The sequence below is a fragment of the Anoxybacillus dikiliensis genome, assembly GCF_050613275.1.
Classification (GTDB): domain Bacteria; phylum Bacillota; class Bacilli; order Bacillales; family Anoxybacillaceae; genus Anoxybacillus.
Genome location: NZ_CP187112.1, coordinates 56504 through 82500 on the forward strand (window position 1 = coordinate 56504; position 25997 = coordinate 82500).

The following is a 25997-nucleotide window of genomic DNA, read 5'->3' on the forward strand; positions in this document are numbered from 1 at the left end:
CCCAAAGCGTTTTTGTATTTATGTTTGGAGAGGAGGGAGTTTTTTGCGGGGCTTACGACAATATTTTATCAATCATGCGGACATGCAATCGGTTGCAGAAGGCATTCGTAGTGGGTTAAAAGAACAGCTTGTAACAGGTTTATCTGGCTCGGCTCGTTCTGTTTTTATCTCTTCTTTGTATGAGGAGACAGAACGGCCTTTATGCATCGTAACGCATAATTTATTTCAAGCACAAAAAATATATGACGATCTAATTCAATTAGTGGATGAGGAGGAAGTGTTTCTTTATCCCGTCAATGAATTAATTGCAGCTGAATTAGCTGTAGCTAGTCCAGAATTGAGAGCACAACGTTTAGAAGTATTAAACTATTGGTGTGAACGGAAAAAAGGAATCGTCATCGCGCCAATTGCCGCATTGCGACGACTACTTCCACCAAAAGATGTATGGGAACGTTATCAACTTCATTTTCGCGTTGGTGGGCAAGTGGACGTTGAACGTTGTTTAAAACAATTTGTCGCGATGGGATATGAGCGTGTATCAGTCGTTTCGACTCCAGGGGAATTTAGCGTTCGGGGAGGCATTATTGATATTTATCCCCTCACTGCAGAACTTCCTTATCGCATTGAGTTATTTGATATTGAAATTGAGTCGATTCGGACGTTTGCAGTTGACGATCAACGTTCGGTAGCTGAAATAGATGAGGTATTCATCGGTCCAGCGACGGAACTTATTATTGAACAACAACATATGACTGAAGCTATTCAAAAGCTAGAAGTACAATTCCATGATACGTTGCAACATATTCATGATGAAAAGACGAAAAATCGTTTATACGAACATATGTCGTTTGAATTGGAACAGCTGAAAAATGGAAAATCAATCGAAGAAATGTACAAGTATTTTTCGTTCTTTTACCCTTCGGCTGCGAGTTTGCTAGATTATATTCCAGACAACGGTGTGGTTATCATTGATGAAATGAGTCGCATTCAAGAAGTAGCAGAAAAACTCGAGCAAGAAGAGGCAGAGTGGTATACGAACTTATTGGAAGAAGGAAAAATCGTACAAAACGTATCGATTTCTCATTCGTTCCCCGAAGTACTACAAAAACGGATGAGGCAAACGATTTATTTGTCTTTATTTTTACGTCATATCCCCCATACACACCCGCAAAATATTGTCAATATATCTTGCAAACAAATGCAAGTGTTCTATAGTCAAATGCAATTGTTAAAGGTGGAAATCGAACGTTGGCAAAAGGGAAACTATGCGGTTGTGTTGCTAGCAGGGGACGAAGAACGGGCGAAAAAGCTGAAACGAACGTTGGAAGATTATGAGATTTATGCCATTCAAATCGGAAAAGACGATGCATTATTACATGGGAAATGTCAAATCGTTCCGTCTGGGCTCGTTGCAGGATTTGAATTGTCGATGCAAAAGCTTGCCGTCATCACCGAAGAGGAGCTATTTAAAAAACGACTGAAACGTCCTGTGCGACGTCAAAAATTGTCGAATGCTGAACGTATTAAAAGTTATACGGACTTAAAAGTTGGTGACTATGTCGTTCACGTCAATCACGGAATCGGGAAATATTTAGGAATCGAAACGCTAGAAATTAACGGAATCCATAAAGATTACATTCATATTCAATATCAAGGGAATGATACATTATACGTTCCTGTTGATCAAATGGATCTCGTCCAAAAATATGTTGGGTCAGAAGGAAAAGAACCGAAAATTTATAAACTAGGCGGAACAGAATGGAAGAAAGTGAAAAAGAAAGTAGAGTCTTCCGTTCAAAATATTGCCGAAGATTTAATGAAATTGTACGCGGAGCGAGAAGCGAGCAAAGGATATGCCTTCTCACCTGATAATGAAATGCAACGGGAATTTGAAGCGGCGTTTCCGTATCAAGAAACGGAAGATCAGCTTCGTTCGATTCGTGAAATTAAACGAGATATGGAAAGCGAGCGCCCGATGGATCGGTTATTATGTGGGGATGTTGGTTATGGAAAAACAGAAGTAGCATTGCGGGCCGCATTTAAAGCGATTATGGACGGAAAACAAGTCGCATTTCTCGTGCCAACGACCATTTTAGCCCAGCAACATTATGAAACGGTCCGTGAACGGTTCCAAGGATATCCGATTAACGTCGGTTTATTAAGTCGTTTCCGTACAAAAAAACAGCAAGCGGAAACGATCCAAGGCTTAAAGGACGGCACAATCGATATGGTGATTGGTACGCATCGGCTTTTATCAAAAGACGTATCGTTTAAAGATTTAGGTTTATTAATTATTGACGAGGAACAACGATTTGGTGTTGCTCATAAAGAAAAAATTAAACAATTAAAAACAAATATCGATGTATTAACATTAACCGCTACACCGATCCCACGTACGTTGCATATGTCGCTCATCGGTGTCCGCGATTTATCTGTCATCGAGACACCTCCGGAAAATCGTTTCCCCGTACAAACGTATGTCATGGAATATAGCCCGATCATTGTGCGAGAAGCGATTGAGCGCGAAATGGCGCGCGGAGGACAAGTATTTTTCCTTTATAATCGCATTGAAGATATCGATCGCAAAGCAGAAGAAATCGCGATGCTCGTACCTGATGCGCGCGTCACGTATGCGCACGGAAGAATGTCCGAACATGAATTAGAGGCGGTTATGCTTGCGTTTTTAGAAGGACAGTACGATGTGTTAGTAAGCACGACGATTATTGAAACAGGCGTCGACATTCCAAATGTAAATACGTTAATTGTTTATGATGCTGACAAAATGGGTCTTTCCCAACTATATCAATTGCGTGGGCGAGTGGGACGTTCCAATCGTATTGCGTATGCGTATTTTACGTATCGAAAAGATAAAGTGCTAAATGAAATAGCTGAAAAACGCTTGCAAGCAATTAAGGAATTTACAGAGCTCGGATCGGGGTTTAAAATTGCGATGCGCGATTTGTCTATTCGAGGAGCTGGAAATTTATTAGGGGCACAGCAACACGGGTTCATTGATTCCGTTGGTTTTGAGCTTTATTCTCAAATGTTGAAAGAAGCTATTGAGGAACGACGAGGAATGAAGCAAGAAAAACCGTTTGAAGTAGAAATTGATGTAGAAGTTGATGCGTATATTCCAGAGCATTACATTTCTAATGAACAACAAAAAATTGAGATGTATAAACGATTCCGCGCACTTGACTCGTTAGAGGAACTTGAACAATTGCGAGAAGAAATGTTAGATCGTTTCGGTGAGTATCCAGATGAAGTGGCGTATTTATTCCAAATTGCAGAAATGAAAATATACGCAAAACAGCATCTCGTTCAGTCCATTAAGCAAACGAAACAAGAAATTACGATTTTGTTCTCACAAGAAACGACAAAGCAAATTGATGTCAGCAAATTGTTTAAACTCGGTGAACCGTACGGAAGAGACGTTGGGTTTGGCATGGACGGCGATCAATTTAAAATTGTCGTTCATACGAAAGGAATGAAACCACAACAATGGATGATGATCATTTATGAGTTGCTAAAAGGGTTAAAATATGCTAAAAAATAATTGATTAATGCATGTTTACTGTTTATAAATAAGTGGCAATGATGAAGATGGGGGATTTTCACTTTTTAAAAAAAATCCCCCTTCATTGTGTATATAACTTCGCTTGTTACGGATACTAATCACAACAATGGTGAATTATTCAACTGCTTCACCAGTGCCATTTTTAATAACTACATGAAAGTGAGGCATCGATAGATGAAAGCAACAGGTATTGTTCGACGAATCGATGATTTAGGACGAGTAGTAATCCCAAAAGAAATTCGCAGAACACTTCGCATTCGTGAAGGAGACCCGCTTGAAATATTTGTTGACCGTGATGGTGAGGTCATTTTAAAAAAGTATTCGCCGATTAGTGAACTAGGCGACTTTGCAAAAGAGTACGCCGAGGCTCTATTTGACAGCTTAGGACAACCTGTGCTCATTTGTGATCGCGATGTATTTATTGCAGTAGCAGGTGGATCGAAAAAAGAATATTTAAACAAAAGCGTAAGTGAACTTGTTGAAAAAGTGATGGAAGATCGCCAATCCGTTTTGCATACGGAAGAAACAAACGTGTCATTTGCCCAAGCCCATGAAGAGCATATGCAATCATACGTGATTGCACCGATTATTGCCGGAGGAGATCCGATCGGGGCAGTCATTATTTTCTCAAAAGATAAAACACTTGGCGAAGTGGAGCATAAAGCTGCAGAAACAGCAGCGAGCTTCCTCGCTCGTCAAATGGAACAATAAAGGTAGCATCTCGCTACCTTTTTTTGATGTACCATTATACGCAATTGAAAAGGTGAAAGGCTATGGAAAGAAAAGACTGGTTGCGTGGAGCGTTCATATTGACGCTTGCCGCCTTATTTACAAAAATATTGAGTGCTTTTTATCGCATTCCGTATCAAAATATTGCGGGCGATGTTGGATTTTATATTTACCAACAAGTTTATCCATTTTACGGTATTTTTCTTGCTTTATCAATGTATGGATACCCTGTTGCGATTTCAAAACTGATTGCTGAAAATAAACAGCCAACATATGAGTTTCCGGTTGTGCGGCTTTCTTTTTATTTTTTATCATTCATCAGCGTTATCGTGTTTTCCATTTTGTATTTTGGCGCTTCTTTTCTTGCGATCATGATGGGAGATGATCAATTAGCTTCGCTCATTCGTGTGATTTCGTTTGCCTTTTTGCTCCTCCCGTTCATTTCTGTTTTGCGCGGATATTTTCAAGGGAGAGAGGAGATGGTTCCGACAGCTGTTTCACAAGTTGTGGAGCAGTCCATACGTGTAGTAACCATTTTGTTTCTATCTTTTCTTTTGCTTCATCGCGGATTTACCGTTTATGAAGCAGGGGCTGGTGCGATGTTTGGCTCGCTCATAGGAAGTTTTGCAGCGCTTTTTGTTCTCGTTGCGTATATGTTGCGAAGACGAATGAACGCCTATACGGGAATACAGTTGCCAAAACAGGAAAAAAGAAAAGTGCTGTCATTTTTAGCGATTCATGGAGTGACGATTTGCTTAGCAAACATGATGCTCGTTTTAATGCAGCTCGTTGACTCATTTACTCTTTTACCTTTGTTGCAACAAGCAGGATTACATGAGCTAGCTAAAACGGCGAAAGGAATTTATGATCGTGGTCAACCGTTCATTCAACTTGGAACCGTAGCAGCTACTTCTTTTTCGTTAGCGCTTGTGCCGATGTTATCACACAAACAAGTACAACGTGAAGGGGTATATACAGCTGTTCGTGTAGCTTTTGTTATTGGATTGGGGGCAGCAGTTGGTTTAGTTTGTATATTAAAACAAGCGAATATCATGTTGTTTAAAGATCATGCTGGTGCGATCGAGCTAACGATTTTGTCCGTTTGTATTCTTTTTACTTCTTTAACGTTAACGTTTATTGCGATTTTACAAGGATTTGGAGATGTATTTCGCCCCCTTTTCATCGTATGTATCGGGATGATAACCAAGTGGGTGTTAAATATATATCTTGTTCCTTTATGGCATACGGTTGGGGCGGCAATGGCGACATTCATCGCATATGTTGTCATGTGTACAATCGCTCTTTTTTATGTGCAAAAACAAATGTCTCGTCCGTTGCTTTCATTCGTTACAGTCATTCAGACGATGCAAGCGGCTGCGGTGATGGCAATCATTTTAATCGGATACATCATGTTAACGAACGAGTTACCTGTTCATCAAGGAAGGCTATTTTCATCGCTTCAAGCAATTGTTGGCGTTTTTATAGGGGCGCTTGTTTATATTATAATGGTCGTTAAAAAGGGAGTTTTCGCTGAGAAAGAATTACTTTCTATTCCATTTGGTCGTTATTTAACAAACATCAAACAAAGAAAGGCTGGATAGTCATGGGCACAATCACAATTGTCGGTCTTGGGGCAGGAGATATAGATCAGTTGTCTTTAGGTGTGTACCGTACGTTAAAACAAGCAGAGCGCCTCTTTTTACGGACAAAAGATCATCCTGCTGTTGCACAATTAGAGGCAGAAGGAATATACGCTCAATCGTTTGACGATATATATGAAAAATATGATCAATTTGAACAAGTGTATGAACATATCGTTGCTTATTTATGTGAAGAAGCAAAAAAAGGGGATATCGTATATGCTGTGCCAGGACATCCACTTGTTGCTGAGCGCACAGTAAAGTTATTGCTTGAAAAACGAGATCATATATCCGTTCGCATTGAAGGGGGACAGAGCTTTCTTGATGCCCTATTTAACGCAGTTGGTCTCGATCCGATTGAAGGATTTCAATTTATTGATGCGACTTCATTTCAACCGGACGAAATTCAATTGAGAAATCACATCATTTTTTGCCAAGTATATGACTCGTTTATTGCATCCGATGTTAAATTAGCTCTATTAGAAAAATTACCGCACGATTATCCGGTTTTTATCGTTTATGCAGCAGGAAGTAAGCAAGAGCGCATCGAAAAAGTTCCACTGTACGAGCTTGATCGGGGGATGACGGTTAACAATTTAACGAGCGTTTATGTACCGAAAGTAGAAACTGATGAGCTTTTGTACCATGATTTCATTACTTTACGACGTGTCATTGCGACGTTGCGTGGCCCGAATGGTTGCCCTTGGGATCGGAAACAAACACACGAGTCGCTGAAAAAATATTTGCTCGAAGAAGCATATGAGCTTCTTGATGCAATTGATCAGCAAGACGACGAAAACATGGTTGAAGAGCTCGGCGACGTATTACTACAAGTCATGCTTCATGCTCAAATTGGAGAAGATGAAGGAATGTTTTCGATTGATGATGTCATTCGCACCGTTACAGAAAAAATGATTCGCCGTCATCCACACGTGTTTGGGGATGTTCATGTCGAGCATGCTGAAGAGGTTGTACGTAACTGGCAAGCGATAAAGCAGAAGGAAAAAGCAAGAGAGTCTCTTTCATTGCTTGACGATGTAGCTAAAGCGTTACCAGGTACATTGCGGGCATATGAATATCAAAAAAAGGCGGCGGAAGTCGGATTTGACTGGTTGGAAGTAGAGTCGATGTGGCATAAAGTAGAAGAAGAAATGAATGAAGTGAAACAAGAAGCCAATTGCATGGATGAACAAAAGTTAAAAATGGAGTTTGGCGATTTATTTTTTGCGTTTATTAACGTATGTCGATACTATAAAGTCAATCCTGAAGAGGCATTGGCGATGGCGAACGAAAAGTTTTACCGTCGTTTTCAATACATCGAACAAAAAGTAAAACAAAGTAGAAAAGATTGGAGTTCATATTCGCTAGAGCAGCTAGATGAAATATGGGAAGAAGCAAAAAGGGAGGGAATATAATATGCGACTCGATAAGTTTTTAAAAGTTTCTCGACTTATTAAAAGAAGAACATTGGCGAAAGAAGTAGCTGAGCAAGGACGTGTATTCATTAACGGTCAACAAGCAAAAGCAAGTTCAACAGTAAAAATAGGCGATGAAATGATGATTCAATTTGGTCAAAAACATGTGACAGTAAAAGTGCTCGGATTGCAAGAGCATGCGAAAAAAGAAGAAGCGAGTGCCTTATACGAGATCATAAAAGAAGAGCGAGTGGAATAGCTTGTTCTAAACCATTTTCCCCCCTCATACACTTGTACAAATGATCGTTGTGAGGGGGAGACAATGATGACACAAAATATCGGAAATAAAGGACCGGTTCAAGAACACGACATTATGATGCGCGGTCGCCGCATGTTAGAAATTACAGGTGTTAAGCAAGTTGAAAGCTTTGATAATGAAGAATTTTTATTAGAAACGGTTATGGGTTTTTTGTCTATTAAAGGACAAGGTTTACAAATGAAAAACTTAGATGTAGATAAAGGAATTGTGTCAATTAAGGGAAAGATTTTCGAGATCGTTTATTTGGACGAACATCATACGGAGAAAGCTAAAGGATTCTTTAGCAAGTTGTTTAAATGAGTTTACATGTGCAATTTACGACTTTGCTTGCGATGATTGGAACAGGGATCGTCATCGGTGCATCTTTTGATACATACGCACATATATTCAATCGTTCCGAACGTCATCGGCTGATCGTATGGATTGCAGATATTCTTTTTTGGGTCGTGCAAGCGTCATATGTATTTTACACGTTATTGCTCGTTAATCATGGACAGATTCGCTTGTACATTTTTTTAGCTATTTTATGTGGGTACGCTGCTTACCAAGCGTTATTTCAAAATATGTACGTTCGCTTGTTGCAACATATCATTCGCATCGCTGTGACGTTATATCGTTTAATTATTCGATTATTTTATTACATCATCGTGCTTCCACTGCGACTTCTTTACCGTTTTTTTGTTTTTTTATTGATCGCTACTTGTCATTTTATTTTATCTGTTGGTAAAATTTTATATAAAGTCGTATATGTATGTATACGCTTTTTATTGCAACCTTTTATATGGATTGGACGTTTCATTTGGCGAAAAACTCCGCTTCGCTTTCAAGCAGCGGCTGGACGTTTCTTTCATATTGGAAAAGGGTTTCTCGCCAAAATCACGAATATATTCAGAAAAAAAGGGTAATGAAGAAGGAGCGGTGAAAAACATGGGCGCCCCGCAAAAAAGCAAAGTAAAAAAAATTCAAACGTCGTATGTTATTCAACAAGAAAAACAAGAACATAAAAAGGCGCGACGTCGCAAAAAAACTGTTATTCGTTTTAGCCTTGTGGCAACGCTGGCGTTAGCCGCTTCTTCGCTGTTTTTATATACGATGATGGAACAATCTTCCGCAATCGATCAACAAATAAAAATAAAAGAGCAGCTAGAGGAAAAGTTGCGCACGTTGCAAAAAGATGAAAAAAGATTAAAAGAAGAGATCGAAAAATTAAACGATGATAAATATATTGCCGAATTGGCTCGAAAACAATATTTTCTGTCGAAAGAAGGAGAAATTATTTTCATCACCCCTGATGAGTAAAAGAGATAGGCAGAAGGCTTATTGACACTTGTTTTTTTCATTATGTATAATGAAAGAAACGATTTTTCAGATTTTAAGGAGGAGCACTTTTTTTATGTCAATTGAAGTAGGCAGCAAGTTACAGGGAAAAGTAACGGGCATTACTAAATTCGGAGCGTTTGTTGAGTTACCAGAAGGCGCGACAGGCTTAGTGCACATTAGTGAAGTAGCTGACAGCTATGTAAAAGACATTAACGAACATCTTAAAGTAGGCGATGTTGTTGAAGTTCGTGTCATTAATGTTGAGAAGGATGGAAAGATTGGCTTATCGATCAAAAAGGCAAAAGAACAAGCTTCACGTCCGCGCAATAAAGGAAATGATCGCGCTTCAAAAGAAAGCTTTGAGCAAAAAATTAGCCGTTTCTTGAAAGAAAGTGAAGATCGTTTAGCATCCCTTAAACGCCATACTGAATCGAAACGAGGAGGTCGTGGTGCTCGACGCGGTTAACTTGCTGCCGAACGAAACATGAGGCAGTTCATATAAGCATCCATTTCATGAGTGGATGCTTTTTCGTTTGAATTTCATAGTGAAAAAACTATTGACTTTGTTTAAAGAACGTGTTAGTATAACTAATGTCGTTGCATGGCGGCGTAGCTCAGCTGGCTAGAGCGTACGGTTCATACCCGTGAGGTCGGGGGTTCGATTCCCTCCGCCGCTACCAAATTATATAGTGGCCCGTTGGTCAAGTGGTTAAGACACCGCCCTTTCACGGCGGTAACACGGGTTCGAATCCCGTACGGGTCATCAAAAAACACCAATTTCGTCACGAAATTGGTGTTTTTTTGTTTGCATAACCCGTTTTTTGTGGTATTCCGTCGAAAGATTTATATAGTTAACCTTCTTTTTTTGACAAAATTTTGATAATTCAGTCTGTATAATACGAGTTAATAGACGAATATATGAAAAAAAGGGAGAGGGTAAATATGGAGAGATTAGAACGGAAGTTAGTCAATCGAATGGCGGAAGTACCTTTAAGTGGGACAAAAACAACAGTTTCTCAGTGGTTTCAACGGTTTACGGTTCGTTTAAGTCATTTGTTATTTCAGCAAGGGTTTTTGTTTTTAATCATCGGTTTTTTGCTTGGACGAGCTCTCATTTTAACAAAAATGACACCGTTTGCTTTACCTTTTTTTGCGTCCATTTATTTACTTCGTCGTGATAAGTTAGGATTTGTGTTTATTGCTCTATTTGCGGGATCGTTGACCATTTCTTTTTACACCTCTCTATTTATAGTTGCTTCGATCGTTATGTTTCTCATTTTTTATCGTTTGTTGTACTGGATTGATGCTCCGCCGAAAAGATTGCCAGTTGTCGTGTTTTCTGCCTCTTTGTTTGCGAAGATGATTATGATTTATACGTGGAATGATGAATGGACGATATACGAAGGAATGATGATGATTATTGAAGCAGGTCTTGCCTCCATCTTAACACTCATTTTTTTACAAAGTGTTCCGTTATTTGACCATCAAAAATATAAACAAACGTTAAAGCCAGAAGAAGTCATTTCTTTTGTCATTCTTCTTGCTTCGATGATGACAGGGATGGTTGGTTGGTCCATTTATGATCTTTCACTAGAACATGTTGCGTCACGCTATTTATTGCTTTTGTTTGCTTTTGTTGCTGGTGCGACCGTCGGTTCAACTGTTGGTGTTGTGACAGGGCTCATTTTAAGTTTAGCGAATGTATCAAATTTATACCAAATGAGTCTACTAGCATTCGCTGGATTGCTTGGTGGGCTATTAAAAGAAGGGAGAAAGCTAGGTGTTTCATTTGGGCTAGTCGTTGCCACATTGTTAATCACCCTTTATAGCGAAGGGGTAGCGAACATTGTGCCAAATGTCGTCGAGTCGTTATTTGCGGTTTTACTTTTCTTGATGACGCCACAATCGTTAACGAGCAAAATGGCGAAGTATGTGCCGGGAACGGTTGAGCATACGAATGAGCAACAACAATATGTAAGAAAAATTCGCGATGTTACAGCTCAGCGAGTCGAACAATTTTCTCATGTGTTTCAAGCGCTATCGAAAAGTTTCTCCTCATACGGTGTGCTTACACACGAGGAAGAGGAAGAGCGTGAAATTGATTACTTTTTGAGCGATGTTGCTGCTAAAACGTGTCAAACATGTTTTAAGAAAGACCAATGTTGGATGACCCATTTTGATAAAACATATGATTATATGAAAAAGATTATGCAAGAAGCAGGCGAAAATGATCAAATGACGAATACGAAGTTGTTACGCGAATGGAATAAACATTGTGTGAAAGCAAATAAAGTCGTTCAAATTATTGAAAAAGACGTGTCATTTTATAAAGCCAATAAAAAACTAAAGCAACAAATGAAAGAGAGTAGAAGGCTTGTGGCAGAACAGTTATTAGGTGTATCGCAAGTCATGGAAGACTTCGCGAAAGAAATTCAAAAAGAACGTGAAAATTATTATGTTCAGGAAGAACAAATTTTACATGCCCTTCAACAGTTTGGGGTCGATGTAAATGATGTTGAAATTTATAGTTTAGACAAAGGAAGCGTTGACATTGAGATGGTCGTTCCGTATTGCGACGGAAGAGGGGAGTGCGAAAAGCTTATTGCACCGATGCTATCTGATATTTTAGGTGAGACGATCGTTGTAAAAAAAGAAGATTGTTCTATATATCCAAACGGAGATTGTCGAGTGGCGTTCAGTTCTTCGAAAGCGTTTGTCATTGACACAGGTGTTGCGTATGTTGCAAAGGGGGGTGGATTCATTTCAGGTGATAGCTATGCAATGATGGAAATTGGCGGAGGAAAATATGCGTTAGCTATTAGCGACGGAATGGGGAATGGTGAACGAGCGCATTATGAAAGTAAAGAAACGCTCAAGCTACTACAAAAAATTTTACAATCAGGGATTGAAGAACGAATTGCGATTAAATCTATTAACTCTATTTTAGCTTTACGGACGACAGAGGAAATTTTTTCGACGTTAGATTTAGCGATTGTCGATTTGCAAAATGCAACGACAAAATTTTTGAAAGTCGGGTCTTCACCAAGCTTTATTAAACGGGGAAACAACGTGATGAAAATCGAATCGAGCAATTTGCCAATTGGTATTATTACTGGAGTAGAGTTTGAAATGATTGAAGAGCAATTAAAAGCAGGCGATTTGCTTATTATGATGAGCGACGGCATTTTAGATGGAGTGTCGCACATTGAAAATCATGATGTATGGATGAAACGAAAAATTAAAGAATTAAAAACGAATGATCCCCAAGAAGTATCAGAGTTGCTTTTAGAAGAGGTTATTCGTGTCAACGGGGGAGAAATTGAAGATGATATGACAATTGTTGTTGCGCGCATTAAGCATAATACACCGAAATGGGCGGTCATTCCGGCATATCAATATATGAAATAAAGGTATAAAATCCCCTCTGAACGTCGATGATGGGAGTATACTACTTTTTTCGGAGGGGATGAACGTATGAGAAAAGGAACGTTACGTCAAATTTTATTAATTACAGATGGTTGTTCTAATCATGGTGAAGATCCAATTGCTATGGCGGCATTAGCGAAAGAACAAGGAATTACAGTAAATGTGATCGGTGTTCTTGACCAAGACATTATTGATGAGCAAGGGTTGCGTGAAATTGAAGGGATTGCTCAATCGGGTGGTGGGATTAGTCAAGTCGTGTATGCTAAACAATTGTCACAGACGGTCCAAATGGTAACAAGAAAAGCGATGACACAGACGTTGCAAGGGGTCATTAATCGAGAGTTGAAACAAATTTTAGGATCGCAAGCTTCGATCGAGCAACTCCCACCAGAAAAAAGGGGAGAAGTGATGGAAGTTGTCGAAGAATTAGGGGAAACCGTTAACTTACAAGTTCTAATATTAGTAGATACAAGCGGGAGTATGAAGACGAAGTTGCAAACAGTGAAAGAAGCATTGTTAGATTTATCGATTAGTTTAAATGCTCGTTTGGGAAATAATGAGTTTTCTGTTTTCGTATTTCCCGGGAAAAAAGGAGAAGTGGACCGCATTTTAGATTGGACACCGAAAATGGAGTCGATTTCAAGTGTGTTTCCGAAGCTAACATCCGGGGGAATTACACCGACCGGTCCAGCCATCCGCGAGGCGCTACAACAATTCCAAAAAAGACGTTCATTAAAAAGCTTATTTACTCACGATGGTGATGACGATGTATACATCGAACAGTCTATGTAACATCCGAACAGGAACGGTTATACAAGGAAAGTGGCATAAACATCGCTATGAAATTATTAAGCAGCTCGGTAAAGGAGCAAACGGAGTTGTTTATTTAGCGAAAGAAGGACGAACGTTTGTCGCGCTAAAAATAAGCAGCCAAGCAACAGCCATGATGTCAGAAGTAAATGTACTGAAACGATTTTCAGAGGTCCAGGGAGTCGCCCTCGGACCTTGTTTATTAGATGTAGATGATTGGATTCATCCGCAAGAAAAAAAGATTCATTCATTTTATGTGATGGAGTATATTGAAGGGGATGATTTGTTAACTTTTATTCAAAAACGCGGGAAAGAATGGATTATTGTTATTATATTGCAGCTGCTAGGTGATTTGCATAAGTTACATGAAAAAGGATGGGTGTTTGGTGATTTAAAACCAGAAAATTTAATTGTTTCCGGAAAGGTTCCAAAAGTTAGGCTAATTGATGTGGGGGGGACGACGATTCGCGGGAGAGCGATTAAAGAATTTACAGAGTTTTTTGATCGAGGGTATTGGGGAATGGGAACAAGAAAAGCAGAGCCGTCGTATGATTTGTTTGCCGTAGCGATGATTATGATTAATATGTGTTATCTAAAGCGATTTGAAAGAAAAGAAAACGGACGAGAGCAGTTGCGTCTCATGATCTCTTCCCACCCATATTTAAAAACATATGAAAAAATATTATGGCGTGCACTAGATGGAAAGTATACTTGCGCTTACGAAATGAGAAAAGAGTTATTGCAATGTATGCAACAACCGTCTATGCAGACAGAAAAAAAACGAGGAGAGAGAGTCGTGCACGTAAAAGAAAAGAAAAAATTTCGTTGGGTAGAGACGATGTTTTTATTTGTTTGCGTCTTATTTATGTATGTCGTTTATTTGTATGTCCAAATTCTTTAATTTTTTCTGTGTTCGTTTTGAGTATGAGGAAGGAGATATGGTACGATTGTAAAAAACGACGTTGTTAAGAGGGAAGAGTATGTTAGACATTGTACATCAATTTATTGAAAAGCATCAATTGCTTGAGCGTCATACGACCGTCGTTGTTGGTGTATCGGGTGGTCCGGATTCGTTAGCATTGCTCCATTTTTTATGGAGCGAACGAGAGCGATATGACATTCAAATCGTTGTGGCACACGTTGATCATATGTTGCGAGGAAAACAGTCGGAAGAAGATATGCATTTTGTGAAACATTTTTGCGATCAACATAGTATTATATGTGAGGCGGAACAGCTGAACGTCCAATTGTATATGGAGCAAACGGGAAAAGGGGTGCAAGAAGCAGCTCGTGATTGCCGCTACGCTTTTTTTGAACAAGTGATGCATAAGTACAAAGCGCATTGTGTCGCTTTAGCCCATCACGGTGATGATCAAATGGAAACGGTGCTTATGCGACTTGTGCGCGGAAGCACATCGAAAGGATATGCAGGCATACCGATCAAGCGGCCATTTGGCAACGGATATATTATTCGCCCTTTTTTATGCATTGATCGACAGCAAATTGAACAATATTGTCATAAAAATGGCTTGCGTGCTCGTCATGATCCAAGCAATGACAAAGATGACTACACGCGCAATCGTTTTCGTCGTTACGTTCTCCCTTTTTTAAAAAGTGAAAACAGTCGTGCTCATGAGCACGTTCAACAATTTAGCGAGATGATAAGCGAAGATGAAGCGTTTTTAGAGCAATTAGCGAAAGAAAAATTGAAAGATGTTGTTGACCAGCAAGAAGGGCGCGTCCGTGTCGACATTCCTTCGTTTATGCGCATGCCAAAACCTTTACAAAGGAGAGGGATTCAACTAATATTAAACTATCTTTATGGGAATGTTCCATCGTCGTTATCTTCTATACATATAAACCAAGCGTTACTTTTTTTAAAGCGACAACATCCTTCAGGTATGCTTCATTTTCCAAATGGTTTAAAAGTCATTCGTCAATACGAGGTGTGTACATTTACGTTTCAACAGGAACAAACGAGTGAATATGAGTTTCTTTTCCGTGTTCCTGAGACGCTCGTATTACCAAACGGATGTCAACTTACTAGTCAGTTTGTTGATCGTTATCCAGTCATTGAAGACGATGAGCGTGTAGTGATTGATGTTGATCAATTAGCGTTTCCTCTCCGAGTTCGAACGAGAAAGCGTGGAGACCGGATGAAAGTAAAAGGAATGGAGCATCCGAAAAAAGTGTCCCGCATTTTTATTGATGAAAAAATCCCAGCGAACGAGCGGGAGCAATGGCCAATTGTTGAAGATGCCAACGGGAACATCATATGGATTCCTGGTGTAAAAAAATCAGTTTATACAGCAACAAATATTACAAAAAATCGCTATATTGTATTACACTATAAAAAGCAATGAATGATGGTAGGAGGAAAGAATATGGGTATGCATCAAGATATGGAAAAAATTTTGATTACTGAAGAACAAATTCAACAAAAAGTAAAAGAGTTAGGAGCATTATTGACGAAAGAATATGAAGGGCGCTTTCCGCTTGCGGTTGGTGTATTAAAAGGTGCGATGCCGTTCATGGCAGACTTAATTAAGCACATAGATACATATTTAGAAATTGATTTTATGGATGTATCGAGTTATGGAAATGCGACAGTATCGTCTGGAGAAGTGAAAATTTTGAAAGACTTAAACACATCCGTTGAAGGTCGTGACGTGCTCATTATTGAGGATATTATTGATAGTGGTTTAACACTCAGTTATTTAGCCGACTTATTCCGCTATCGCAAAGCAAAATCGATTAAAATCGTGACTTTGCTCGATAAACCGTCTGGCCGCAAAGCGAATATTGAAGCAGATTATATCGGTTTTATCGTTCCGGATGAATTCGTTGTCGGTTATGGGTTAGACTATTGTGAGAAATACAGAAATCTTCCGTACATCGGTGTGTTAAAGCCAGAAGTATACAGCAAATAATTTTTTCATGCACATCGTTTGTTTTGGAACGTTTTTCTATGATACTATTGACTATAGCGTGTTTTAAGTGTGGGAGGAGGTAGGAGATGAACCGCATTTTCCGTAATACAATCTTTTACTTACTTATTTTTCTTGTCGTCATCGGCGTTGTGAGCTTTTTGAATGGCGGCAATCAACGGGCAGAACGGATGACGTACGATGCGTTCATTACCCATCTAGAAAATGGTGATGTAAAGTACGTCTCGTTGAAGCCAGAACGAGGCGTTTATGAGATTCGCGGGCAATTAAAAACTTATGCTGAAGGGCAGTTTTTTACGACATACGTAGCAAACAGCCCACAAGTTCTTCAGCGAATCGATGAGGCCGCGAAGCAGGCGAAGGTAGAAGTGCTACCTGCGGATGAAACGAGCGGATGGGTGACGTTTTTTACGTCCATTATTCCGTTTATCATCATTTTTATTTTGTTCTTCTTTTTATTAAATCAAGCGCAAGGTGGCGGCAGCCGAGTGATGAATTTTGGTAAAAGCCGTGCGAAACTGTATAACGAAGATAAGAAGCGCGTGCGCTTTAAAGACGTTGCCGGTGCGGATGAAGAAAAGCAAGAGCTTGTTGAAATTGTTGAGTTTTTAAAAGATCCTCGCAAGTTTGTCGAGCTTGGCGCTCGCATTCCAAAAGGGGTTCTTCTCGTCGGACCACCAGGAACAGGGAAAACGTTATTGGCAAGAGCTGTTGCTGGAGAAGCAGGTGTCCCGTTTTTCTCTATTAGCGGTTCAGATTTCGTTGAAATGTTTGTCGGTGTCGGTGCTTCGCGTGTGCGTGATTTATTTGAAACAGCGAAGAAAAATGCTCCTTGTATCATTTTCATTGACGAGATTGATGCGGTCGGGCGTCAACGTGGTGCCGGCTTAGGTGGAGGCCACGATGAAAGGGAACAAACATTAAACCAATTGCTTGTTGAAATGGATGGATTTAGCGGAAATGAAGGCATTATTATTATCGCCGCAACAAACCGTCCAGACATTTTAGACCCTGCCCTTTTACGTCCAGGTCGTTTTGACCGTCAAATTACCGTCGATCGTCCAGATGTGAAAGGACGTGAAGCTGTTCTTCGTGTGCACGCGCGCAACAAGCCTCTTGATGAATCTGTTGATTTAAAAGCGATTGCGATGCGTACACCTGGTTTTTCTGGTGCAGATTTAGAAAACTTATTAAATGAGGCTGCACTTGTTGCAGCTCGACGCAACAAGAAAAAAATTGATATGAGCGATATTGATGAAGCAACGGATCGCGTCATTGCTGGTCCTGCTAAGAAAAGTCGCGTTATTTCTGAAAAAGAACGAAAAATTGTCGCTTATCACGAAGCAGGTCATACAGTCATTGGCATGGTGCTTGCTGATGCGGAAATGGTACATAAAGTAACGATCGTTCCGCGCGGTCAAGCAGGCGGCTATGCGGTCATGTTGCCGAAAGAAGATCGTTATTTTATGACAAAACCAGAATTGCTTGATAAGATTACAGGTCTTCTCGGCGGACGCGTCGCGGAGGAAATTGTGTTTGGCGAAGTGAGTACAGGAGCACATAACGATTTCCAACGTGCAACAAGCATCGCCCGTCGCATGGTTACGGAGTTTGGTATGAGCGATAAGCTCGGACCGATGCAGTTTGGTCAATCTCATGGTCAAGTGTTTCTAGGTCGTGATTTGCATAACGAGCAAAACTATAGCGATCAAATTGCATACGAAATTGATCTTGAGATGCAACGCATTATTAAAGAATGTTATGAAAAAGCTAAGCGTGTACTAACAGAAAATCGTGACAAGCTAAACCTCATTGCGAATACGTTGCTTGAAGTTGAAACGCTTGATGCGGAGCAAATTAAGCATTTGTTCGAGCACGGTACGTTACCAAATCGAAATGGTGATAAACAAGAAGAGGTAAAAGTAAATATTCAAACGAAAAAAGAAGAATAAAGGTGTCTCTTTTTATAGAGGCATCTTTTTTTACCGTCTGCTTATGGTATGATGAAAAAAGGAACAAATTGCGAAAAGTGGGGATGAGTGATGATTTTTGTATTAGACGTTGGAAACACAAATACGGTACTAGGTGTATATGATGGAGACGAACTGAAGTTTCACTGGCGCATTGAAACGAGCCGAAGCAAAACAGAAGATGAATACGGGATGATTGTGAAAATGTTGTTGCAAGATGTCGGATTGCACTTTTCTGACATTGACGGCATCATTATTTCTTCCGTTGTTCCACCAATTATGTTTGCTTTAGAACGAATGTGTACAAAATACTTTCATATTAAGCCCCTCATTGTCGGTCCAGGCATTAAAACAGGGCTGAACATTAAGTATGACAATCCAAAAGAAGTCGGGGCAGACCGAATTGTCAATGCTGTAGCGGGCATTCATTTGTATGGTGCACCGCTTATTATCGTTGATTTCGGTACAGCAACAACATACTGTTATATTAACGAGCATAGACAATATATGGGGGGAGCTATTGCGCCAGGTATTACGATTTCCACGGAAGCGCTTTACTCTCGTGCTGCTAAACTTCCGCGTATTGAAATTGCCCGTCCAGACGATATTATTGGGAAAAATACAGTAAGTGCGATGCAGGCTGGTATTTTATATGGATATGTCGGACAAGTAGAAGGGATTGTGTCAAGGATGAAAGAAAAAAGCACTATTCCTCCGAAAGTAATTGCAACAGGTGGATTAGCATCACTAATTGCCCATGAATCGAATGTGATTGATATCGTCGATCCGTTTTTAACGTTAAAAGGATTGCAATTGTTATATGAGCGAAACAAGAAAGGTGAGTGACAGCAATGGCAGATTACTTAGTAAAAGCGTTGGCATACGATGGTCAAGTGCGGGCGTATGCAGCACGAACAACAGAAACGGTTCAGGAGGCGCAGCGGCGACATGAAACGTGGCCAACAGCTTCAGCAGCATTGGGGCGCGCCATGACGGCAGGTGTAATGATGGGAGCGATGTTAAAAGGTGATAGTCAAATTACCATTAAAATTGAGGGCGGAGGTCCGATCGGACATATTCTTGTCGATAGTAACGCAAAAGGTCAAGTGCGCGGCTATGTATCAAATCCGCACGTACATTTTGAGTTAAACGCAAGCGGAAAGCTTGATGTTGCTCGGGCGGTTGGAACAAACGGGACATTGACTGTAGTGAAAGACTTAGGATTGCGCGATTATTTTACAGGACAAGTTCCGCTCGTATCTGGGGAACTTGGTGAAGACTTTACATACTATTTCGTCTCCTCTGAACAAACGCCATCGTCTGTTGGGGTTGGTGTGTTAGTGAATCCGGATGATACGATATTAGCGGCTGGTGGTTTTATTTTACAACTCATGCCGGGAACAGAAGAAAAAACAATTGCCGACATTGAAAAAAATTTAGCTACTATTCCGCCGATCTCCAAAATGATCGAAAGTGGTTTGACGCCGGAACAAATTTTATATGAACTGCTCGGTGGGGAACAAAATGTAAAAATTCTCGAAACGATGCCCGTGTCATTTGTTTGTCGTTGTTCGCGTGAACGAGTAGCAGATGCCATTATTAGCTTAGGGGCGGAAGAAATTCAGCAAATGATTGATGAGGAAGGGAAAGCGGAAGCATCTTGTCATTTTTGTAATGAAACGTACACATTTTCGGCCGAAGATCTTGAGGAGTTAAAAAAATTAGCAAAATAAAAATAAATGATTGACAATTTCGAAAATAACTGATAAATTGGTTACAAATTCTATAAAAATACTCGGGATTAGAGGTGGATGAAATGGCGCGTGTAGTACAATCTGTTACAGAGTTAATTGGTCAAACACCGGTAGTGAAGTTAAATCGCATCGTTGATGAAAATAGCGCAGACGTATATTTGAAGTTAGAGTTTATGAATCCGGGAAGCAGTGTAAAAGACCGAATTGCGCTTGCGATGATTGAAGCAGCAGAAAAAGCCGGAAAAATTCAGCCTGGGGATACAATCATTGAACCGACAAGTGGAAATACGGGAATTGGTTTAGCGATGGTTGCTGCTGCAAAAGGATATAAAGCCATTTTTGTTATGCCTGATACGATGAGTTTAGAGCGCCGTAACTTACTTCGCGCTTATGGGGCGGAGCTTGTGTTAACCCCAGGAAGCGAAGGGATGCGAGGTGCTATTCAAAAAGCAGAGCAGCTTGCACAAGAGCACGGTTATTTTATGCCGCAACAATTTAAAAACGAAGCAAATCCGGAAGTGCATCGTTTAACGACAGGGAAAGAAATCGTTGAACAAATGGGCGATCAATTAGATGCGTTTGTAGCTGGCATTGGAACGGGTGGAACGATTACAGGAGCTGGAGAAGTGTTGCGCCAAGCATATCCAAACATTAAAATTTATGCTGTTGAACCAGCTGACTCTCCTGTGCTTTCAGGTGGAAAACCAGGTCCGCATAAAATACAAGGTATCGGTGCCGGATTCGTCCCAGATATTTTAAATACATCCATTTATGATGAAGTCGTCACTGTAAAGACAGAAGAAGCATTTGCAGCTGCTCGTCTAGCTGCTCGTCAAGAAGGTATTTTAGGAGGTATTTCATCTGGTGCAGCGATTCATGTAGCACTGCAAGTGGCGAAAAAATTAGGAAAAGGAAAGAAAGTGTTAGCGATTATTCCAAGTAACGGCGAACGTTATTTGAGCACACCACTATATCAGTTTGAAGAATAATTCGGCAAGGACATTCTTGCCGAATTTTTTTTCGTGATTGTTTCTATATGTTCGTTGTACAATAAGCGTATGGACTGATGGAGAGGAGTGACATCTTTGAGCGAGCGAAAGCGCCGACCGATGATGAAAAAAATCGCATACGCACAACGTGACTGGTTTTCGCAATATAAAGCATTGTCGCGAAAACAGTTGCATCATGTTTTGCTTGAAAGCGGCCGGGACGGCCGATACAGTATTATCGGCTTACAACCATTTGCGGTTGTCATTGGAAAAGATGACAAGTTAACAGTGTGGCAGAAGCATCGTACAGAGACGTTTGAAGGGAATATATTGCAATCATTAAAAAAATGGTTGAATCAATGGGAAATAGACAAGTTAGAGGAAGGTCCAGACTTTCAAGGTGGAGCGATCGGCTACATTAGTTACGACTGTGCACGTTATATTGAAAAGCTCCCTTCGATCGCACGTGACGATTTAAACATGCCTGATTTATATTTTTTAGTATTTGACGATGTGTTTATATATGACCATGATGAATCATCTCTTTATTTCATTACTCATTATGTAGATGGGGAAGAAAGCCAAGCGCGTGAACGTCTTGAACGGTACGAGCAATTATGGACAACGGACTTTGCCGATGCTTCTCGTCCGTTTATTCCGAACTATGAAAAGGAAGAAACGGTGTCAATGAGCGAAAATCAGTTTATGGAAGCTGTCGAAAAAGTGCGTGCGTATATTGCGCAAGGTGATGTTTTTCAAGTGAACTTGTCTGTGCGACAATCGAAACGGTTACTTACTCATCCGTTTGCGATTTATGAAAAATTACGTACATTAAATCCATCACCATACATGGCGTATATGCATTTTCCTGAATTTCAAATCGTGAGCGGCTCCCCAGAGCTACTCGTGAAAAAAAGAGGAGAGTATGTAAGTACACGTCCGATTGCAGGAACGCGTTCACGTGGCAAAACGATTCAAGAAGATGAACAAATCGCTCAGTCATTACTAGCAAATGAAAAAGAGCGGGCGGAACATTTAATGCTTGTTGATTTGGAACGTAATGATCTTGGGCGTGTATGTGCATATGGGACGGTACACGTAGACGAGTTTATGGTAATTGAAAAATATTCTCATGTAATGCATCTCGTCTCCCATGTTTCTGGACGACTTGCAGAAGGAAAAGATGCGTTTGACGCTATATCAGCTGTGTTTCCAGGTGGAACGATTACAGGGGCTCCGAAAGTACGAACGATGGAAATCATTGAAGAGCTAGAGCCTGTTCGACGTGGTGTTTACACAGGTTCCATTGGCTGGATCGGATTTAACGGCGATATGGAGCTAAATATTGCGATTCGAACGATGATTGCGAAAGATGGTCTCGCATATGTCCAGGCTGGGGCAGGGATCGTTATTGATTCTCAACCAGAACATGAATATAAAGAATGTTTAAAGAAAGCATTTGCCTTATGGAAAGCAAAAGAGCTGAGCGAAGAAGAGTATGTACAATTAAGCATGAGGTGAGCAAAATGATTTTAATGATTGATAATTATGATTCATTTACGTATAACTTAGTCCAATATTTAGGGCAATTAGGGGAAGAATTGATCGTTAAACGAAACGATGAAGTAACGATTGCTCAAATTGAGCAACTCCAACCACATTTTTTAATGATTTCGCCTGGTCCTTGCAGTCCGAATGAAGCAGGTATCAGCATGGAGGCGATTCAATATTTCGCAGGGAAGATCCCGATTTTTGGTGTATGTCTTGGTCATCAGTCGATTGCGCAAGTGTTTGGCGGGGAAGTTGTCCGGGCAGGACGTTTAATGCACGGGAAAACATCGCCCGTTTTTCATGACGGGAAGACGATTTTTACCCAAATTCCTAATCCGTTTACCGCTACGCGTTATCATTCGTTAATTGTAAAAAGAGAAACATTGCCCGATTGCTTTGACATTTCCGCATGGACAGAAGAAGGAGAAATTATGGCCATTCGCCACAAAACATTGCCGATTGAAGGGGTGCAGTTTCATCCCGAGTCAATCATGACGGAATATGGTTTAGAGATGCTTAAAAATTTCATTACACTATATAGACGAAAGTGATGTCCTATGTTCGTTTATGTAAATGGACAAGTTGTAAAAAAGGAAGATGCCCGTATTTCCCCGTTTGATCATGGATTTATGTATGGGCTTGGGGTGTTTGAAACGTTTCGTGTATATGATGGACATCCATTTTTGCTTGATGATCATTTAGTTCGTCTTCATAACGGACTCGATATGCTCAACATTTCGTGTTCTATCACTCGAAATGATGTTTTGCATATTCTTTCTCAATTGTTACAGGCTAACGGTTATCGCGATGCGTATGTTCGTTTAAACGTTTCAGCTGGAATCGGAGATGTTGGGTTGCAAGTGGAACAATATACACATCCGACGATCATTATGTATATGAAACCTATTCCAGCCTTTGCGGAAGAGAAAGTATGTAAAACTTTACAGGTGAAACGAAATACGCCAGAAGGGTGTATTCGCTTAAAATCGCATCACTATTTAAACAATATTTTAGGTAAAAGGGAAATTGGTCATCATCCAAATGTGGAAGGCATTTTCCTTACAGAAGAAGGATGTGTAGCAGAAGGGATTGTTTCTAACATTTTTTGGGTGAAAGATGGTGTTGTGTACACCCCTTCCGTACAAACGGGGATTTTGAACGGTGTGACTCGAATGTTTGTGATCGATTTACTATACTCATGGGGCATTCGCGTGGAAGAAGGTTTTTATTCGTTGCAACAGCTAAAAAGCGCAGATGAAATCTTTTTAACAAATTCCATTCAAGAAGTTGTGCCGGTTTGTCGGCTAGATGATGATATATATCCGGGGAAATGTGGGGAAATAACAAAACGTCTACAACGTGCGTACGCATCGTTTACAACGCATTTATGGACAAGGTACGACAGAAAGGATGGGGACGTCAATTGATTGATGTCATTTATTGCGGAAAGCATAAGTTAGATTTACGAAAACAAACAGTTATTATGGGCATTTTAAACGCAACTCCTGATTCTTTTTCTGATGGTGGGAAGTTCAATCACGTAGAGCAGGCAATTGAACGGGCAAAACAACTTGTAGCTGAGGGAGCGCACATCATTGATATCGGGGGGGAATCAACTCGCCCCGGGGCTGAAAAAGTACCGCTTGAAGAAGAATTGCGTCGCGTCATTCCCATTGTGGAAGCAGTAGCCAAAGCGGTGGATGTGCCAATTTCTATCGATACATATAAAGCAGAAGTCGCAAAACAAGCCATTGAAGCAGGGGCTACGATGATTAACGATGTTTGGGGAGCAAAAGCCGATCCGAATATGGCTAAAGTAGCGGCTAATTACGGTGTCCCGATTGTGTTAATGCATAATCGTCACGATCGCAATTATAAACATTTTATTTCAGATATGATCAATGATTTAAAAGAGAGTATTCATCTTGTAAAGCAAGCGGGTGTGACGGACGAACAAATTATTATCGATCCAGGTATTGGTTTTGCTAAAACAGTAGAGCATAATTTAGAAGTGATGCGTCGATTGGACGAGTTTTCTGTTCTCGATTACCCTATTTTGTTAGGAACATCGCGAAAGTCATTTATTGGACATGTGCTCGATTTACCCGTTCACGAACGAGTAGAAGGAACAGGAGCAACCGTTTGTCTCGGCATCGCAAAAGGAGTGCATATCGTTCGCGTACATGACGTTTTACCGATCGCTAGAATGGCTAAAATGATGGATGCGATGATCGGGAGAGGGTGGGAGTATGAGCGATAAAATTTACGTTCAGCAAATGGAATTTTACGGGTATCATGGAGTATTTCCTGAGGAAAATAAGCTTGGTCAACGATTTTATGTTGATGTTATGATTGAAACGGATTTAAGAAGAGCAGGTGTAACGGACGATTTAAATGAAACGGTTAACTACGCACATATATATGACATATGTCAAAGTATCGTTGAAGGAGAGCCATTTAAATTGATCGAGGCAGTAGCGGAACGTATTGCTGAGCAAATTTTATCTACGTACACAACGATTTCGTCGTGTACGGTCAAGGTGACGAAGCCAAATCCACCTATTAAAGGTCACTATGCGTATGTGGCGGTTGAAATGACGAGAGGGCGTTAACAAATGGAACATATCGCTTATATTGCGTTAGGCTCAAATATAGGAGATCGTTTTGATTATTTGCGCAAAGGGATTACGGCTTTAAATAATCATGCATGTATTTCTATTTTAGCGACATCTTCCGTTTATGAAACAGATCCTGTTGGATATGTCGATCAAGCCTGTTTTTTAAATATGGTTGTAAAGGTTGCTACATCGTTATCCCCATTTGCTTTGTTAGCGGTAACGATGGACATTGAGAAACAGTTCGGTCGCAAGAGGGAAGTTCATTGGGGGCCGCGGACGTTAGACCTTGACATTTTGTTATATAATCATGAAAATATTGAAACAGAGCAACTTATCATTCCGCATCCGCGCATGTATGAACGGGCGTTTGTATTAATCCCGTTGTTTGAAATAGATGAATCATTGATCATCCCATCTGTTCAACGACCTTTACGTTCATATGTTGAACAGTTATGTGATCAAGGGATTCGTATATGGAAAAGTCGAGAAGAGATGGAGGAACAATGGATGATAGCAGGAAAGGAGGGAATTTAATGTTTAAAATCGGAAATGTACAAATTAATAATCCTGTTGTGCTTGCTCCGATGGCGGGCGTATGTAATTCAGCTTTTCGTCTTACTGTAAAAGAGTTCGGTGCAGGACTTGTTTGTGCAGAGATGGTTAGTGATAAAGCGATTTTATTTAATAATCCAAAAACAATGGGCATGCTCTATATTGATGAGCGTGAAAAACCATTAAGCTTGCAAATTTTTGGTGGAGAAAAAGAAACGCTTGTACAAGCGGCCAAATATGTAGATAAGCATACGAATGCGGACATTATTGATATTAACATGGGATGCCCTGTGCCGAAAATTACAAAATGCGACGCGGGGGCAAAATGGCTATTAGATCCGAATAAAATTTACGACATGGTAGCGGCGGTTGTTGATGC

At 40.2% G+C, this 25997-nt stretch carries 24 protein-coding genes, 2 tRNA genes and 1 pseudogene (1 of these 27 cut by a window edge); all 27 read left to right on the forward strand.

All coding sequences use genetic code 11. The annotated features are described in order from the left end of the window. Window positions 1-43: 43 nt before the first annotated feature. Complete coding sequence (gene mfd / locus ACPF7I_RS00300) at window positions 44-3556, forward strand: transcription-repair coupling factor (protein ID WP_430745435.1); 3513 nt, start codon at window positions 44-46, stop codon at window positions 3554-3556. A gap of 195 nt (window positions 3557-3751) precedes the next feature. Further along, a complete protein-coding gene (spoVT, locus tag ACPF7I_RS00305) occupies window positions 3752-4288 on the forward strand; it encodes a stage V sporulation protein T (protein WP_009360768.1) in 537 nt (178 codons plus the stop codon). 62 nt (window positions 4289-4350) lie between these two features. Continuing rightward, entirely contained in the window at window positions 4351-5907 is a 1557-nt protein-coding gene (locus ACPF7I_RS00310; protein WP_430745433.1) for a putative polysaccharide biosynthesis protein, read from the forward strand. A gap of 2 nt (window positions 5908-5909) precedes the next feature. Continuing rightward, the gene (gene mazG / locus ACPF7I_RS00315) at window positions 5910-7361 is read left to right on the forward strand and encodes a nucleoside triphosphate pyrophosphohydrolase (protein WP_430745432.1); all 1452 of its coding nucleotides are present in this window, start codon (window positions 5910-5912) and stop codon (window positions 7359-7361) included. Window position 7362: 1 nt separating this feature from the next. Continuing rightward, the gene (locus ACPF7I_RS00320) at window positions 7363-7620 is read left to right on the forward strand and encodes an RNA-binding S4 domain-containing protein (RefSeq protein ID WP_430745430.1); all 258 of its coding nucleotides are present in this window, start codon (window positions 7363-7365) and stop codon (window positions 7618-7620) included. 66 nt (window positions 7621-7686) lie between these two features. Next, complete coding sequence (gene yabP / locus ACPF7I_RS00325; RefSeq protein WP_430746015.1) at window positions 7687-7980, forward strand: sporulation protein YabP; 294 nt, start codon at window positions 7687-7689, stop codon at window positions 7978-7980. Then, entirely contained in the window at window positions 7977-8585 is a 609-nt protein-coding gene (gene yabQ / locus ACPF7I_RS00330; RefSeq protein WP_430745429.1) for a spore cortex biosynthesis protein YabQ, read from the forward strand. The genes yabP and yabQ overlap by 4 nt, the downstream gene beginning before the upstream one ends. Window positions 8586-8607: 22 nt before the next feature. Continuing rightward, window positions 8608-8979 carry an FtsB family cell division protein gene (locus ACPF7I_RS00335; protein ID WP_430745427.1) on the forward strand — a complete coding sequence of 124 codons (372 nt, stop codon included), beginning with the start codon at window positions 8608-8610 and terminating at the stop codon, window positions 8977-8979. A 94-nt stretch (window positions 8980-9073) separates the two neighbouring features. Further along, a complete protein-coding gene (locus ACPF7I_RS00340) occupies window positions 9074-9466 on the forward strand; it encodes a S1 domain-containing RNA-binding protein (RefSeq protein ID WP_006323664.1) in 393 nt (130 codons plus the stop codon). A gap of 137 nt (window positions 9467-9603) precedes the next feature. Further along, a tRNA-Met gene (locus ACPF7I_RS00345) sits at window positions 9604-9680 on the forward strand. Between the two features lie 11 nt (window positions 9681-9691). Next, a tRNA-Glu gene (locus ACPF7I_RS00350) sits at window positions 9692-9763 on the forward strand. Window positions 9764-9942: 179 nt separating this feature from the next. Further along, the gene (spoIIE, locus tag ACPF7I_RS00355; RefSeq protein WP_430745425.1) at window positions 9943-12408 is read left to right on the forward strand and encodes a stage II sporulation protein E; all 2466 of its coding nucleotides are present in this window, start codon (window positions 9943-9945) and stop codon (window positions 12406-12408) included. Between the two features lie 54 nt (window positions 12409-12462). Further along, window positions 12463-13218 (forward strand): annotated as a pseudogene (locus ACPF7I_RS00360) (VWA domain-containing protein); the annotation flags it as partial. Continuing rightward, window positions 13181-14137 (forward strand): serine/threonine protein kinase, encoded by a 957-nt coding sequence (locus ACPF7I_RS00365; protein WP_430745424.1) that lies wholly within the window; start codon window positions 13181-13183, stop codon window positions 14135-14137. The pseudogene ACPF7I_RS00360 and the gene ACPF7I_RS00365, both read left to right, overlap by 38 nt. 79 nt (window positions 14138-14216) lie before the next feature. Beyond that, window positions 14217-15599: a tRNA lysidine(34) synthetase TilS gene (gene tilS, locus ACPF7I_RS00370; protein ID WP_430745422.1), complete on the forward strand. Its 1383-nt coding sequence runs from the start codon at window positions 14217-14219 to the stop codon at window positions 15597-15599. 21 nt (window positions 15600-15620) lie between these two features. After that, window positions 15621-16166 (forward strand): hypoxanthine phosphoribosyltransferase, encoded by a 546-nt coding sequence (gene hpt / locus ACPF7I_RS00375; protein ID WP_021095786.1) that lies wholly within the window; start codon window positions 15621-15623, stop codon window positions 16164-16166. 86 nt (window positions 16167-16252) lie between these two features. After that, window positions 16253-18136: an ATP-dependent zinc metalloprotease FtsH gene (ftsH, locus tag ACPF7I_RS00380; protein ID WP_021095787.1), complete on the forward strand. Its 1884-nt coding sequence runs from the start codon at window positions 16253-16255 to the stop codon at window positions 18134-18136. 90 nt (window positions 18137-18226) lie between these two features. Continuing rightward, the gene (locus ACPF7I_RS00385) at window positions 18227-19000 is read left to right on the forward strand and encodes a type III pantothenate kinase (RefSeq protein WP_085788877.1); all 774 of its coding nucleotides are present in this window, start codon (window positions 18227-18229) and stop codon (window positions 18998-19000) included. Between the two features lie 5 nt (window positions 19001-19005). Next, window positions 19006-19887, forward strand: a complete 882-nt coding sequence (gene hslO, locus ACPF7I_RS00390; protein WP_430745420.1) for an Hsp33 family molecular chaperone HslO — start codon at window positions 19006-19008, stop codon at window positions 19885-19887. Between the two features lie 83 nt (window positions 19888-19970). After that, complete coding sequence (gene cysK, locus ACPF7I_RS00395; RefSeq protein ID WP_430745418.1) at window positions 19971-20897, forward strand: cysteine synthase A; 927 nt, start codon at window positions 19971-19973, stop codon at window positions 20895-20897. Window positions 20898-21017: 120 nt separating this feature from the next. Then, on the forward strand, window positions 21018-22418 hold the full coding sequence (trpE, locus tag ACPF7I_RS00400; RefSeq protein WP_430746014.1) for an anthranilate synthase component I: 1401 nt from the start codon (window positions 21018-21020) through the stop codon (window positions 22416-22418). A gap of 5 nt (window positions 22419-22423) precedes the next feature. Beyond that, window positions 22424-22999, forward strand: coding sequence for an aminodeoxychorismate/anthranilate synthase component II (gene pabA, locus ACPF7I_RS00405; RefSeq protein ID WP_430745417.1), 576 nt, complete (start codon window positions 22424-22426; stop codon window positions 22997-22999). A gap of 6 nt (window positions 23000-23005) precedes the next feature. Next, entirely contained in the window at window positions 23006-23875 is an 870-nt protein-coding gene (gene pabC / locus ACPF7I_RS00410) for an aminodeoxychorismate lyase (protein WP_430745416.1), read from the forward strand. Then, window positions 23836-24708, forward strand: a complete 873-nt coding sequence (gene folP / locus ACPF7I_RS00415) for a dihydropteroate synthase (protein WP_431019090.1) — start codon at window positions 23836-23838, stop codon at window positions 24706-24708. Before pabC ends, folP begins: the two co-directional genes overlap by 40 nt. Next, window positions 24698-25060, forward strand: a complete 363-nt coding sequence (folB, locus tag ACPF7I_RS00420; RefSeq protein WP_430745415.1) for a dihydroneopterin aldolase — start codon at window positions 24698-24700, stop codon at window positions 25058-25060. The genes folP and folB overlap by 11 nt, the downstream gene beginning before the upstream one ends. Window positions 25061-25063: 3 nt before the next feature. Then, entirely contained in the window at window positions 25064-25600 is a 537-nt protein-coding gene (gene folK, locus ACPF7I_RS00425) for a 2-amino-4-hydroxy-6-hydroxymethyldihydropteridine diphosphokinase (RefSeq protein ID WP_430745413.1), read from the forward strand. Further along, on the forward strand, window positions 25600-25997 hold the start of the coding sequence (gene dusB, locus ACPF7I_RS00430) for a tRNA dihydrouridine synthase DusB (protein ID WP_430745411.1). Its footprint extends 604 nt past the window's final position; 398 of the gene's 1002 nt are visible here — the first part of the coding sequence; its start codon is at window positions 25600-25602; its stop codon lies beyond the right edge, outside the window. The genes folK and dusB overlap by 1 nt, the downstream gene beginning before the upstream one ends.